The organism is Schleiferia thermophila (genome assembly GCF_003337435.1).
GTDB lineage: Bacteria > Bacteroidota > Bacteroidia > Flavobacteriales > Schleiferiaceae > Schleiferia > Schleiferia thermophila.
This window is the reverse complement of record NZ_QPJS01000002.1, coordinates 222410-236233: the sequence shown is the minus strand read 5'-3', so window position 1 is coordinate 236233 and position 13824 is coordinate 222410. Positions and strand designations below refer to the sequence as shown.

Sequence of the window (13824 nt, the reverse complement as noted above, 5' to 3'; positions counted from 1 at the left end):
GAGGATACAGTTGCTGAGTAGAGGCAGAGGGATGGATTGGTACAGTCGTGTACTTGCGGAAGTGTGGGGGGTGGTTCAGGCTGTGGCAAAATTCCCATTACACGGTATGCATCGGACTGTCGCGTACTTACGGGAATTTTTTGCGGGAGTATCTCCCACTTTGGCACAGTTGGAAGTTGCTTAACAGGTTTTGTTGAAAAATGATAAATGCGCTATTACGTAGCCGTATTGGTAGTAAATGCTTGATTGCGGGAAGCGGAGCAAATGGATTGCGGTTGGCTGGAGGTTGTGATGTGTGAGACTTTGGTATGGAAGCCTGAAGTACTTCAAGTGTAGATGTCTACCAGTGTGAGTTCCGCGCCAGGGCGGAGGCGGATATGAGCCGCAGCAGGCGGGCAAAGTAGCCCACGGGCGAGGAGGCGGAGCGGCAGCGAGCCACCGCAGCCCGATGGTCTACGCCCGGTCTGCAAGGGGAATAGGAGCCGTAGACCGGCCCCCGGCCTCCCCTGGATGGCCGGGGGAGGCGCCCAATGTACAATTTTGAATCAGGGGATTCGCTCGATGTCGGCTCCCAACAGCCGAAGCCGATGCTCGATGTTTTGGTATCCGCGGTCGATTTGTTCGATGTTTTGGATGATGGAAGTGCCATCGGCACTGAGGGCTGCGATGAGTAGGGACACACCAGCGCGGATGTCGGGTGAGCTCATAGTAGCGGGGCGTAGTGGCTGACGGCGGTCGAGGCCTATGACGGTGGCGCGGTGGGGGTCGCAGAGAATGATCTGTGCGCCCATATCGATGAGCTTATCGACGAAGAAAAGCCTGGATTCGAACATTTTCTGGTGGATGAGTACGCTGCCGCGTGCCTGAGTGGCTGTGACGAGTACGATGGAGAGCAGGTCGGGTGTGAAGCCTGGCCATGGGGCATCGGAGATGGTCATGATGGAGCCGTCCATGAAGGTGTCGATTTCGTAGTGATCGTGTGGGGGTATGTGGATGTCGTCGCCGATGATGTGTAGGGTGATGCCAAGTTTTCGGAAGACGGAAGGGATCTGGCCCAGATATGGGACGCCTGCATTTCGGATGGTAATGTCGCTCCCGGTGATGGCTGCTAAGCCGATGAATGAGCCAACTTCAATCATATCGGGCAGACAGCGATGGGTGGTGCCGTGGAGGGAGGTGACTCCTTCGATGGTTAGGAGATTGGAGCCTATGCCGGTAATGCGGGCGCCCATGGAGTTGAGCATTCGGCAGAGCTGCTGGATGTAGGGTTCGCAGGCGGCATGGTAGATAGTGGTGGTGCCTCGGGCGAGCACGGCGGCCATGAGGATATTGGCTGTGCCTGTGACGGAGGCCTCCTCGAGGAGCATATAGGTGCCTTGTAATGGGCTGTGGGTTTCTACTCCGTAGAAGTTTTCGCCGGGATTGCCGCGTAGGCGGGCTCCGAGTTTTATGAACCCATCGAAGTGGGTGTCGAGTCGCCGGCGTCCTATTTTGTCGCCTCCGGGCTTGGGGATGTACCCTTTTCCGAAGCGGGCGAGCAGTGGGCCCACGATCATGACAGAGCCGCGCAAAGCTGCACCTCGCCGGCGAAAGTCGTCGGTATACAGGTAGTCGATGTCGATGGTATCGGCCTGAAAGGTATATTCGTTTGGGGAGTGTGGGGTGATTTTGACCCCTAGGGCGGCAAGCAGATCGATGAGTTTGCGTACGTCAACTATATCGGGCAGATTGCTGATGGTGACGGGCTCGGGGGTGAGCAGGGTAGCGCAGATGACCTGAAGGGCTTCGTTTTTGGCTCCTTGCGGCACGATGTCGCCTTTCAGAGGCTTGCCTCCGCGTATTTTAAACTGGCTCATGGATTATTTTTTAAAGTTTTTCTTGTGCTTACCGTAGGCTTTTTGGTTTTTTTTGTATCCGTTTTTCTTTTTGCCTGATTGATTGGTCGGGGTTGTGAGTTTTTTAAGTGTGGAGCTGGAAGTAAGGGTGAGGTCGGAGATTTGGAGTTTTCCGTTTGAGAGTTCGACGAGGTCGTCGATGATGACTTGGTCTTCGACGGTGTCTTTATTCCACTGAAGATAGGTTTTCTTCATTTGATTGGCAATCAGGCGGATGTATTGAATTTTTTCTTCTCCCTCGGGCATATCGGAGGCTTTTTTGATCATCTGGCGGATGATGGAGCCGTAGTAGCGGTGTCTGTGAGTTTTTTGGGGGTATTGAAGGCGTCGTGGAGGTTCGGTGAGCTGTTCGCGGGTGGGTATGGGGTAGGGTGCGTCAACATCGAGCTGAAAATCGGACATTATAAAAAGGTGGTCCCAGAGTTTATGGCGGAAATCGGGTTGGTCGCGAAGCTGTGGGTTGAGATTTCCAATGACTTCGATAATGGCTCTGGCTGCTTTGCTGCGCTGCTCGCGATCGGGGAGGCTTAGGGTATGGCGTATCATTTCATGGACGACACGGCCGTATTCTGGAATGCGGAGTGGATCTTTACTGGTGTTGTAGGTAAGACTTTTTGTATCTGACATGGTTGGTGTGGTTCAGGGTTTTACTTTGATGAGTTTGGCATATTGGAGGAGTAATTTTTTCTGGCCGGCCTGGTCAAAGGCTACTGTAGCTTTGACATTGACGCCAGAGCCTTCGACTTCCAATACGTTGCCATATCCGAATTTTTCGTGAAAGACCCGGTCTCCGGGTACGGTGTGGGTCAGGATTTCGCCTTGGGGTTTTTCAGGTGGGAGAGCATTGGATGCTGTGCTGGAAGGGCGGGTGGCGAGGTGAGGCGTTTTTTGTCTGGAGGTGCCGATGGGGGCAAAAGGGCCGGATGAGTGGTTGTTGGCGGGCCCGGCACCCCATGCCGGCCCTGAGAGGAAGGTTGGCTGGCTACGGTGGAAGGCAGGCAGAATGAGTTCGGTGTATTGGTCGTCGATTTCATCAAGAAATCGGCTGGGCTCGCAATCGTTGGTTTTGCCGTAGCGCATGCGCATGTGGGTGAATGTGAGAAAGAGCTTTTTTTTGGCGCGGGTCATGCCGACGTAGAAGAGACGGCGTTCTTCTTCGAGGTCAGCACGGGTATTGACCATCTGGGATGAGGGGAAGAGTTCTTCTTCCATTCCGGAAATGAAGACGACGGGAAATTCGAGGCCTTTGGCCAGATGGAGTGTCATGAGGGAGACTTTGTTGGGCTCACCGTCGTCTTGCTGGTCGGTAGATGTAAGCAGGGCGATGTCCTGAAGAAAGTAGTCGAGCGAGATGTCGTTGTTTTCTTCGAGGCTGAGTTGGGTATCGGTGAAGGATTTTATGTTGTTGAGCAATTCCTGGACATTTCCAAGGCGTGAGATGCCTTCTTCGGTTTTGTCGTCGTTGAGTGCTCTTAGGATGCCGGATGCTTTGAAGATGTGCTCCGCTGCATCCCATGCGCTTTCTCTTCGGGCACGAACGCCAAACTCGGTGATCATAGTTGCAAAGTCACTGACTTTTTGGGCCGGGGCGGTTCCCAGTTCATTTTTGAAATTGATGGCATTCCGGCAGATGTCCCAGAGGGTGGTGTTGTGTTGGTCGGCCAGGATGGTAAGGCGCTCTACAGTGGTCTGCCCGATGCCGCGGGCAGGATAGTTAATTACACGACGTAGGGCTTCTTCGTCGTGCGGATTTACGGCCAGGCGCAGATAGGCGAGTAAGTCTTTTACTTCTTTGCGTTGGTAGAAACTCATTCCGCCGTAGATGCGATAGGGAATGTTTTTGCGACGGAGTTGCTCTTCCAATGCGCGGCTTTGTGCATTGGTGCGATAGAGAATCGCAAAATCGCTGTAAGGCATCTGGTAGGTCAGATGGCGCTCCATGATGCGCTCTGCGATGTAGTGGGCTTCTTCGGTTTCGTTAAGGGCTTTGTAGATGGTAATTTTTTCGCCGGTCTCATTGGAAGTCCATACATTTTTCTTCAGCTGGTCGCGGTTGTTGGCTATTACGGAATTTGCTGCATTTACGATGTGTTGGGTAGAGCGGTAGTTTTGTTCGAGTTTGAAGATTTGGCAGTCGGGATAGTCTTTTTGGAAGCTGAGGATATTGCGAATGTTGGCTCCCCGGAAGGCGTAGATGGACTGGGCGTCGTCGCCTACCACGCAGATGTTTTCAAATTTATTGGCCAGTGCCTTGATGATGATGTATTGGCTGTGGTTGGTGTCTTGATACTCGTCTACGAGGATATAGCGGAAGCGGTCCTGATACTTGGCCAGAATTTCCGGAAATGTGCCGAGCAGCTCGTTGGTTTTGAGCAGGATGTCGTCGAAATCCATAGCACCTGCTTTGAAACAACGCTCCACATAGGCGGTGTAAATGTTTTTAAAGTCGGGAATTTTTGCTGCTTCGTCGTATTCTCTAAGCTCAGGAAAGTTGTCGTAATACTGTGGTATGATTAGGTTGTTTTTCAGGGAAGAGATTCGGTTGAGGATTTTTTTGGGTTTATAGAGGTCTTTGTCGAGGTTTTTTTCTTTTACGATTTGGGTGATGAGTTTTTCGGAGTCATCGGTGTCGTAGATGGTAAAGTTGGACGGATAGCCGAGCATATGTCCATCGATGCGTAGCAATCGGGCAAAGATGGAGTGAAAAGTGCCCATCCAGAGATTTTTGGCCTCGGAATGTCCTACGACCGCTGCAATGCGCTCTTTCATTTCCCGGGCGGCTTTGTTGGTAAAGGTTAGGGCCAGGATATTGAAAGGGTCGGTGCCCTGTAGCATAAGCCATGCAATGCGATAGGTAAGGACACGGGTTTTTCCCGAGCCTGCACCTGCAATGATCATGACCGGGCCTTCTGTGTGCAATACGGCTTCGCGCTGCACATCGTTGAGTTCCTTTAAGAGGTTTTCGGTATTCAAATTCGGTATGCTATGATCTTTTCACGATAGGTCACTTACAATCTGCTCTATGATGCGGCTGATGTCTTTCCCACGGGTTAAAATCATCAGATGGGAGCCGCCTGCTATTTCAATGGCATTGCAAATATATCGAATGGGGAAGACTTCGTCATGAGTGCCATGGACGTGATAAATATTTTCACGGTGTGGCAGGGACGGCATCTGCAGGAAGGTATGAATTGCCCATTTGTAATAGCTGGCTGAGTGCTGAGCAAACATTTCGGCCATAATGCACTGATGCTCGTGTCGTAAGGCGGACGGTATGATCAGTCCGCTGTTCAAAAGAATTTTTTTAAGTGCTGTGGCTGGTACCCATCTATAGACCGGAACCACTCTTAAAATTCGAAAAAGGGGTCTGAATTCGGCCGGTGATTTCACGGAGGAAATCAGTATCAGATGGGTAAGCAGGTTTTTTTCCAGTAATGCTCTGCCGATTATTCCACCAAAGGAAAGTCCTATGCCGATACGACGTTTGAAACGGGTATCTATTTTTCCACGGGCCATTCTGAGGGCATAGGCCTCGAGTGGCTCATCAGAAAGAGGTTCAATCCAGGGAAGGAATGTATGCTTGTGTTGAAAATATCTGGTAAGCAGGCTAAATGCTCTTTGATCTGCTCCCAGACCGGAAATTAGATACACGTGATTATTGGTCTGCACTTGTGAATAAAATTCGGCCATTGACGATGTGTGTGTCCACCAGGTTCCAGTAGATAAATCGGGCGAGTAGCTCAGCGGCCCGCCTGCGCTGAAGACCGGTGTTTTTCTGAAAATTTTCCAGTGAAATACCTGTGGGAAAATTTTCGATGATTTTTAGTCCGTCTACGATTTGCTTTTGGCTCAGGCGTTTTTTTGGTGCAGTATCGGATGCATATCGCCACAGCTCCAGGTGAACGGGTGAGGCGAGGAGATTCTGGTCCAGGTGTCGGATGTACGCCCATGATTTTCGGTGAATGTCCTGGGCTTTAATTCCTTTGACCTGATCTTCCGGCACGACGACTTCCAGCACTTTTTTGCCCTCTACTTCATGTTCCACTACTGTGAGTGAAAGGGGCCTGTTCAGGTATAGATCGTTGGCAGCTTCGATCATGTAAAATTCTTCATCGCTTCTGACCCCGGCAATGCGCCCGTTGTCTTTCACTCCAATCAATAGCCTGCCGCCTTTTGTATTGGCAAAGGCAGACAGACTGATGGCAATCTTCCGGCTGTCGTTGATAGCAAATTTGAAATCCAGCTGAAGTCCTTCGCCATGGCTGATAAGTTCAGACAGATAGGACGGAGCCTGTAGTTGCATTGGTATGGGAATTTTAAAGTCTTCATTCACTTATTTTGCGCATTATCATCAATCCGTCGCGCACCGGGAGCAATACATTTTCTACGCGTTGGTCATTGTGAACGAAAGTGTTGAATTCCCGGAGTGCACGGGTCTCCGGGTCGTTGACTGTTTCATCACACACCTTACCACTCCACAGCACATTATCGGCGATGATAAAGCCTCCCGGTTTAAGGGCAGGTAATACCATATGGTAATAATTGAGGTAGTTTTCCTTATCGGCATCGATAAATACCATATCCCATGAACCTTCGAGAGTGGGGATAATGTTCATAGCATTGCCTATGTGCAGTTTGATGGTTCTTTCCATACCGGCCTTATTTATATACGTTTCGACCATAGGCTTTAATTCAGCATTGATGTCGATGGTGTGTAATTCTGCACCGCTGGGCAGGACTTCGGCCATGGCGATGGCTGAATATCCCGTGTAGGTGCCGATTTCGAGTACGCGCTTTGGCCGGATCATGGCAGTAAACATGCGCAGGATTTGCCCCTGCAAATGACCGCTGCACATTCTGGGCATCAAGACTTTGAGGTACGTATCCTTTTCCAGCTCTTCCAAAACGAAGCCTTCATGACGTGTGTGCTGCTCAGCATATTTAGAGATGTGCTCCGGAATAAAATCCATAGGTGTCGTATTTAACAAATTAAAAAAAACCCCGCCATATGGGTGGCGGGGTCGAAGGTACATTGTATCGAAAAAATAATTAATCCACGAGGATAATCACCTTGTTAGCCAGCACTTCTACCACGCCACCTTTGATGGGCAAGAGGTACTGACTACCGGAAGTCTTTTCAAATACAGACGGGAGGTCAGCAGTTTTTTCTGAAATTTCAAGTTTTATGCTTCCGCTGGTCAGAGTGGAAATCAAAGGGGCATGGTTGTCCAGAATCTGGAACAATCCATTCGTTCCCGGCAGTTGAACTGCTTTGGCCTGACCTGAAAAAACTTTGCCTTCCGGTGATACGATTTCTACATTCATCTTTTAAAGATTTCGACTTATTTGGTCTCAGCGAGCATTTTTTCTCCTGCTTCGATCACGTCTTCAATGGTACCTTTCAGGTTGAAGGCGGCTTCGGGATATTGGTCCATGTGACCGTCCAGAATCATATTAAAACCTTTGATGGTATCTTCAATACTTACGAAAACGCCGGGAATACCGGTAAATTGCTCGGCCACATGGAATGGCTGAGAAAGAAATCTCTGCACGCGACGAGCCCTGCTTACCACAAGCTTATCTTCCTCAGAAAGCTCATCCATACCGAGAATGGCGATGATGTCCTGAAGTTCTTTGTAGCGTTGCAGTATCTGCTTCACTCGCTGAGCACAGCGGTAGTGTTCTTCTCCTACTATTGAGGGGCTTAAAATACGGGAGGTAGAATCCAGCGGGTCAACTGCCGGGTAGATGCCGAGCTCGGCAATTTTACGGCTGAGCACCGTGGTAGCGTCCAGGTGTGCAAATGTGGTGGCTGGTGCAGGGTCGGTAAGGTCGTCAGCGGGCACATATACTGCTTGTACGGAAGTAATGGAACCGCGCTTGGTGGAAGTGATACGCTCCTGCATGGCACCCATCTCTGTGGCCAGTGTAGGCTGATACCCTACTGCTGAAGGCATACGACCCAACAGAGCAGAAACCTCCGAACCAGCTTGTGTAAATCGGAAAATGTTGTCAATAAAGAAAAGGATATCACGGCCCTGACCTTCACCATCACCATCGCGAAAATATTCGGCAATGGTAAGACCTGAGAGGGCTACACGCGCACGGGCTCCCGGAGGCTCATTCATTTGTCCGAAGACAAACGTCGCCTTGGATTCCTTGAGCTGCTCAAAGTCAATTTTGCTAAGGTCCCAACCTCCTTTTTCGAGTGACTCCAAGAAGTGGTCTCCATATTTGATGATTCCTGATTCGATCATCTCACGGAGCAGGTCGTTTCCTTCCCGGGTGCGCTCACCCACACCGGCAAATACCGACAGACCGCCATATCCTTTGGCGATGTTGTTGATCAATTCCTGAATCAACACCGTCTTTCCAACACCGGCACCCCCAAAGAGTCCAATCTTACCTCCCTTGGCATAGGGTTCGATAAGGTCGATCACTTTAATGCCCGTGTAAAGCACCTCTGTAGAAGTGGAAAGTTCCTCAAACTTAGGAGGCGCAGCATGTATAGGTCTTCTCTTACCTTCTGTTACATCGCGGATTCCATCAATGGCCTCGCCCACTACGTTGAACAGACGGCCATGGATAGCTTCACCTGTAGGCATGGAAATGCTTGTACCCAAAGCTTTTACTTCCTGACCTCTTTGTAATCCGTCGGTTGAGTCCATCGCTATAGCGCGTACCGTGTCTTCTCCAATATGCTGTTGGGTCTCCAGGATGAGCTTCTGGCCGTTTTCTCTCACTATTTCGAGAGCTTCATAAATTCCGGGAAGTTCGTTACTTGTAGTGTCAAAGGTGACATCCACTACCGGGCCAATCACCTGTGATATCTTTCCAATTACGGCTGACATGAATGTATTTGGGTTAGTGAAATTTGCCGGCAAAAGTAGGCATCATCCTCCATGGCAAAAAAATGTTTTTTCGATTTTGTGACATCCAGCTTCGCCTACATTCTAACTGCCCAGGAAAATTTAATTTTTGTTTTACACTTTGTGCATCCATTGGCGGAGTCACACGTGCATTACGCTTATTGCCACACATTTGGAAAAAATACTCCGATAGCAAGTGCAATCCCTGCCAATATGACCAACCACAGTACTAATTTCATACACCATCGCACCCAGACATTGAAGGGGATCCCGGTCAAAGACAAGACTCCCACCGTGACTCCGCTTGTAGGTATTATCATGTTAAAAATTCCATCGCCAAACTGAAATGCCAACACAGCTGTTTGTCTGTTGATCTGCATCAGGTCTGCAAGCGGTGTCATTAATGGCATGGTAAGGGCTGCCTGACCAGAGCCAGAAGGAATGAAGAAATTGATCAATCCCTGTGTAAGAAACATCATCTGCACAGCAATTTCCCCGGGCAGACCTTCGGTCACTTGAACAATGCCGTATAACAGTGTATCAATAATTCCGGCATCTTCTGCCAGCACAAGGATGGACCGCGAAAGTCCGATTACCACAACCACAGGTACCATGTCCCTGCAGCCGTTTAAAAATGCATCTGTTGCTTCCTGTGGTTGTAACCTTCCGATTACAGCTACCACTACTGCCATGCCAATAAACATTCCTGCCAACTCGGCAATGTACCATTCCCATAATTTGACCCCGACCATCATCAGTACCAACCCCATTCCAAATATGATCAAAAGCGTGGTCACATTCCGCGAATGGGTTGGGTCCGAACCGGTTTCAAAACCACGAATATCCGAAAAGAAACCTGCCGAAGGATTTTTGGCCACCTTCCGAATATGTCCATACACATAGGCTATTGCAGCTAAAGTAAACACCATCCATACACCCATCCGATATTCAAATCCGGAGAACGGGGGTAATTGAGCGATTCCCTGCGCTACCCCCACGGTAAAAGGGTTAAAAGCAGCACCGGCAAATCCAACCGCAGCTCCCACAAATGGAATGGCTAAACCCGTGAGCGTGTCATACCCCATTTGATGGGCCATAGGAACTGTAATCATTACAAAAAGAAGGACTTCCTCACTCATTCCAAAGGTGTTTCCCGCCAGTGAAAAGACCATAAGCAAAAGAGCCGGAAAGAGTTTTTTTAGGCGTTTGTGTCTGGAGGTGACATGCACCATTGATTTGAGTCCTGCCTCAAGGGCACCTGTACGTCCTATTACCCCAAAAGCACCGCCAATCAGCAATACAAAAGCAATTACATCAGCAGAGGCACTGAATCCCCTGGCCGGTGCTGAGAGCAGCTCCATTACCGTAGGACGTATTTTTTGAATCTGCGAATAGCTTCCGGGAACAACCACCGTGATGCCATCCTCTTGCCTTCGTTGGTACTCACCCGAAGGCACTATAAATGCCAATACATATACCAATATCAGGATGCCTGATATCAGCAGCAAATTGTTGAGGGGTTTTGCAGCAATTTGATTTTGAGCGTTCATTGAGGAAAATTTTGCCTCCTTTTTGGCTTTCAAATAAAGTCGAAATACTCGAATACCCCTTGAATTCCGGACTCAATCCTTATTTTTCGGAAAACACCTTTTGATATCTGCTTCCTCAGGAACGGGACTGCCTTCTGTAATCCAATCGAGCAACCACTCCGACAGCTTAGGAGCCAACAATACACCCCGGCTTCCCAATCCATTGATGAAAAACACCTGCGGATGCTCAGGATGTGAGCCTATCATCGGCCTCCGGTCTTTGGTATTGGGACGTACCCCGGCCTCAGCTTTCGTCACGACAGGTGTGACCTCAGCGACCGACTTGAGTTCATCCAGCATCTGGCCAGCCATCAGCAGGTTGGGCTGAGGCGTCGGTCGTTTGAAGTCGTAAGTGGCTCCTAGCTTCCATTGGCCATCAGCCAGCGGCACTACAAAGTGGCTGAAATGTAGTATAAAATTCCAGTCTGCAGGCAGGTCGGTGAGCGTGAGTACATCCCCCCGCGTAGGGCGCATCCATGTACGAGGGAACCAGGGATTGTGCTGCCAGGCATACATTCCATCTGCAAAAACCACCCCATCGTACCACAAGCCCAGATATTCTACTCCCGAATCTTTAATTTTCAACTTGTCGTAAAAAAACTGCTCGTAGAATGCCCATTCCAAAAACTGCAATCTGCGTTGAACTCCCTCTATGTATTTGACCGTATTTACATATCCGGTCCGCAGCACCTTACCGGCTCCGTAGGGAGCCCGTATATACGCTGGCAATTCCACTGGGTCGGAAATTAAAAGTGTATTCCACAGAGGCAAGGTGCTCTTAACCTGCCACTCATTGACTTCTGCCGGAGAGTGAAAAATCCTGTATACAGGCATGGGATGAAAAAACACCTCTTCTGTAAGTGCTTGTGCTTTTGGGTAAAATGCTTCGAGTGCTTCCAGCATTTCTGCAGCCCGCCATACCAGAGTCATCCGTTTCAACACTATCGGATTCCATATGCCTGAGGCCACTGCCGAGCTGTTGCTTAATCCCGGCAGACCGATACAGGTTACCCGTATACCCCTTTCTTCGGCCAGAAGAGCCAGCGTGCTCCCGGCAATACCCTGACCCACAAGCAGCAGATGCTTCATCAGCTCTCAGATCGAGTCAAATCCGGCATACTGAGCCACTATTTCCGGCAGCTTTACCCTATTGCCATCAAAATTGTTTTCCAGCAATGCAGCCACTACCCGGGGAAGCGCCAGTGAAGAGCCGTTGAGTGTGTGGCAGAGCCGGTTTTTTCCATTGCTGTCTTTAAACCGGAGCTGCAGCCTGTTGGCCTGAAAGGTTTCGAAATTTGACACCGAGCTTACCTCCAACCACCGTTTCTGTGCCGCAGACCATACTTCGAAATCGTAGGTCATGGCACTGGCAAACCCCATATCACCTCCGCATAGTCTCAGAATGCGATAAGGCAATTTCAGCGACTGCAGCAATCCGGCCACATGATCTACCATCTCCTCCAATATCCGATAGGAGTCTTCGGGATGGCTGATCACTACAATTTCCACTTTATCAAACTGATGCAATCGATTTAATCCCCTCACATGGGCACCATAAGAGCCGGCTTCTCTGCGAAAACAAGGAGTGTAGGCCGTAAGCTTTTGAGGCAATTCATTTTCAGACAAAATCACATCCCTGAAAAAATTGGTCACAGGCACTTCTGCCGTTGGAATGGCATAGAGCCCGTCACGCTCAATATAATACATCTGACCCTCCTTATCGGGCAATTGTCCGGTGCCAAATCCCGACGCTTCGTTGACAAAATGAGGAGGTTGTACCTCCAAATACCCGGCACGTGTGTTGTAATCCAAAAAATACTGAATCAAGGCTCTTTGTAATCTGGCACCTTTTCCTTTGTAAACAGGAAATCCGCTACCCGTCACCTTTACCCCAAGCTCAAAATCAATGATGTCCAGCTCTCTGGCTATGTCCCAGTGTGGCTTGGCATCATCAGGCAATTGCAGCGGCTCACCCCATTGGGCCACCACTTCATTGTCCTCAGCAGATTTACCGGGCTTTACCGATCCGGCCGGTGCGTTGGGCACAGTGAGAAGAATATCGCGAAGTTGTATTTCAGCTTCTTTAAGCTGCTCGGTCAGCTCTTTGATGCGTTCTTTAAGCGCTGCACTTTTGTTCATCAGCTCCTGAGCTTCATTCCTTTTGCCTTCTCTTTGCAGAGCGCCTACCTGTTTTCCGATCAGATTGGCTTCGTTGCGAATGTTGTCCAAGTCAGTCTGTATGGCTCTGCGGATGGAATCAGCATCCAGTATGCTGTTTACCAAACCTTCGGCATCCAGATTGCGCTTTTTCAGCGCTTCGATGACTTTTTCCCTATTTTCCCTGATTTCTTGCAGTACCAGCATTTGCAGTAGAATCTTAGTAATTGACCAGGTTGTTATTTGCTGTTTTCCTGAGCCTGCTTGAGTTTTTCGCGCACTTTGGTTTCTAGTTCTTCCAGCAGTTCCGGATTGTCCATCAGCAACATTTTTACTGCATCGCGTCCCTGAGCCAGCCTCGTGTCGCCGTAGCTATACCAGCTTCCGCTTTTTTTGATGATTCCAAAGTCAGTTCCCATATCAATGATTTCTCCGACTTTGGAAATTCCTTCCCCGTACATTATATCAAATTCTGCCGAGCGAAAGGGCGGAGCCACCTTGTTTTTTACCACTTTTACTTTCACGCGGTTGCCAGTCACCTGTTCGCCCTCTTTGATTTGTGTACTTCTTCGGATGTCTATCCTCACTGAAGCATAAAATTTCAATGCATTACCACCGGTAGTAGTTTCCGGATTACCAAACATAACCCCGATTTTCTCCCTGAGTTGGTTGATGAAAATACAGCAGCAATTCGTTTTGCTGATGGTGGCCGTCAGCTTTCTCAATGCCTGCGACATCAGCCGGGCCTGCAGACCTACTTTGGAATCCCCCATTTCGCCCTCTATCTCGCTTTTTGGCGTCAGGGCAGCCACAGAGTCAATTACAATCAAGTCGATAGCTCCGGATCTGATTAAGTTATCTGCGATTTCCAGTGCTTGTTCCCCATTGTCAGGCTGAGATATGATTAAATCATCGGTATTCACTCCCAGTTTTTCGGCATAAAATCTGTCAAATGCATGCTCGGCATCGATAAAGGCCGCTATACCACCCTGCTTTTGCACCTCTGCTATGGCATGGAGTGTCAAAGTAGTTTTACCCGATGACTCCGGTCCGAAAATTTCCACAATTCTCCCTTTCGGGTAACCCCCCACACCCAGAGCCACGTCAAGCCCTATGGAGCCTGTACTTATTACTTCCATTTGCTCCACTGGCGCATCTCCCATACGCATTACAGCACCCTTTCCATAGGTCTTGTCCATCTTCTCCAGGGTGAGCTTAAGCGCTCTGAGCTTGGCCTCTTTATCTGCACTCATAAACACAAATTATTGAATATTAAACAATTGAATCACAGCTTCCGCTCCTGCAATCCGGCGT

The 13824-nt window shown here is 49.4% G+C and carries 12 protein-coding genes; all 12 read right to left on the bottom strand.

What is annotated here, in order from left to right; translation table 11 throughout:
- Positions 1 to 545 precede the first annotated feature (545 nt).
- A complete protein-coding gene (gene murA, locus DES35_RS06180; RefSeq protein ID WP_114366117.1) occupies positions 546 to 1856 on the bottom strand; it encodes a UDP-N-acetylglucosamine 1-carboxyvinyltransferase in 1311 nt (436 codons plus the stop codon).
- A 3-nt stretch (positions 1857 to 1859) separates the two neighbouring features.
- On the bottom strand, positions 1860 to 2522 hold the full coding sequence (locus DES35_RS06175) for a DUF4290 domain-containing protein (RefSeq protein WP_037359479.1): 663 nt from the start codon (positions 2520 to 2522) through the stop codon (positions 1860 to 1862).
- 12 nt (positions 2523 to 2534) lie between these two features.
- Positions 2535 to 4868 carry an ATP-dependent helicase gene (locus tag DES35_RS06170; protein WP_114366116.1) on the bottom strand — a complete coding sequence of 778 codons (2334 nt, stop codon included), beginning with the start codon at positions 4866 to 4868 and terminating at the stop codon, positions 2535 to 2537.
- A 21-nt stretch (positions 4869 to 4889) separates the two neighbouring features.
- Positions 4890 to 5585 carry an alpha/beta hydrolase gene (locus DES35_RS06165; protein WP_114366115.1) on the bottom strand — a complete coding sequence of 232 codons (696 nt, stop codon included), beginning with the start codon at positions 5583 to 5585 and terminating at the stop codon, positions 4890 to 4892.
- Positions 5551 to 6198, bottom strand: a complete 648-nt coding sequence (locus DES35_RS06160) for an AlbA family DNA-binding domain-containing protein (protein WP_114366251.1) — start codon at positions 6196 to 6198, stop codon at positions 5551 to 5553. The genes DES35_RS06165 and DES35_RS06160 overlap by 35 nt, the downstream gene beginning before the upstream one ends.
- A gap of 22 nt (positions 6199 to 6220) precedes the next feature.
- Entirely contained in the window at positions 6221 to 6865 is a 645-nt protein-coding gene (locus DES35_RS06155; RefSeq protein WP_114366114.1) for an O-methyltransferase, read from the bottom strand.
- 79 nt (positions 6866 to 6944) lie between these two features.
- Entirely contained in the window at positions 6945 to 7220 is a 276-nt protein-coding gene (locus DES35_RS06150) for a F0F1 ATP synthase subunit epsilon (RefSeq protein ID WP_037359467.1), read from the bottom strand.
- A 17-nt stretch (positions 7221 to 7237) separates the two neighbouring features.
- Entirely contained in the window at positions 7238 to 8746 is a 1509-nt protein-coding gene (gene atpD / locus DES35_RS06145; RefSeq protein ID WP_037359464.1) for a F0F1 ATP synthase subunit beta, read from the bottom strand.
- A gap of 176 nt (positions 8747 to 8922) precedes the next feature.
- On the bottom strand, positions 8923 to 10314 hold the full coding sequence (locus DES35_RS06140) for a YfcC family protein (RefSeq protein ID WP_051889353.1): 1392 nt from the start codon (positions 10312 to 10314) through the stop codon (positions 8923 to 8925).
- A 72-nt stretch (positions 10315 to 10386) separates the two neighbouring features.
- Positions 10387 to 11442 (bottom strand): NAD(P)/FAD-dependent oxidoreductase, encoded by a 1056-nt coding sequence (locus DES35_RS06135; protein ID WP_037359461.1) that lies wholly within the window; start codon positions 11440 to 11442, stop codon positions 10387 to 10389.
- A 6-nt stretch (positions 11443 to 11448) separates the two neighbouring features.
- The gene (serS, locus tag DES35_RS06130; protein ID WP_037359458.1) at positions 11449 to 12717 is read right to left on the bottom strand and encodes a serine--tRNA ligase; all 1269 of its coding nucleotides are present in this window, start codon (positions 12715 to 12717) and stop codon (positions 11449 to 11451) included.
- A 32-nt stretch (positions 12718 to 12749) separates the two neighbouring features.
- Positions 12750 to 13763 (bottom strand): recombinase RecA, encoded by a 1014-nt coding sequence (gene recA, locus DES35_RS06125; protein ID WP_037359455.1) that lies wholly within the window; start codon positions 13761 to 13763, stop codon positions 12750 to 12752.
- Between the last annotated feature and the right edge of the window lie 61 nt (positions 13764 to 13824).

Coding starts and splice junctions, on each gene's coding strand:
- murA (WP_114366117.1), bottom strand. CDS start 1,856: ATGAGCCAGTTTAAAATACGCGGAGGCAAGCCTCTGAAAGGCGACATC.
- DES35_RS06175 (WP_037359479.1), bottom strand. CDS start 2,522: ATGTCAGATACAAAAAGTCTTACCTACAACACCAGTAAAGATCCACTC.
- DES35_RS06165 (WP_114366115.1), bottom strand. CDS start 5,585: ATGGCCGAATTTTATTCACAAGTGCAGACCAATAATCACGTGTATCTA.
- DES35_RS06160 (WP_114366251.1), bottom strand. CDS start 6,198: ATGCAACTACAGGCTCCGTCCTATCTGTCTGAACTTATCAGCCATGGC.
- DES35_RS06155 (WP_114366114.1), bottom strand. CDS start 6,865: ATGGATTTTATTCCGGAGCACATCTCTAAATATGCTGAGCAGCACACA.
- DES35_RS06150 (WP_037359467.1), bottom strand. CDS start 7,220: ATGAATGTAGAAATCGTATCACCGGAAGGCAAAGTTTTTTCAGGTCAG.
- atpD (WP_037359464.1), bottom strand. CDS start 8,746: ATGTCAGCCGTAATTGGAAAGATATCACAGGTGATTGGCCCGGTAGTG.
- DES35_RS06140 (WP_051889353.1), bottom strand. CDS start 10,314: ATGAACGCTCAAAATCAAATTGCTGCAAAACCCCTCAACAATTTGCTG.
- DES35_RS06135 (WP_037359461.1), bottom strand. CDS start 11,442: ATGAAGCATCTGCTGCTTGTGGGTCAGGGTATTGCCGGGAGCACGCTG.
- serS (WP_037359458.1), bottom strand. CDS start 12,717: ATGCTGGTACTGCAAGAAATCAGGGAAAATAGGGAAAAAGTCATCGAA.
- recA (WP_037359455.1), bottom strand. CDS start 13,763: ATGAGTGCAGATAAAGAGGCCAAGCTCAGAGCGCTTAAGCTCACCCTG.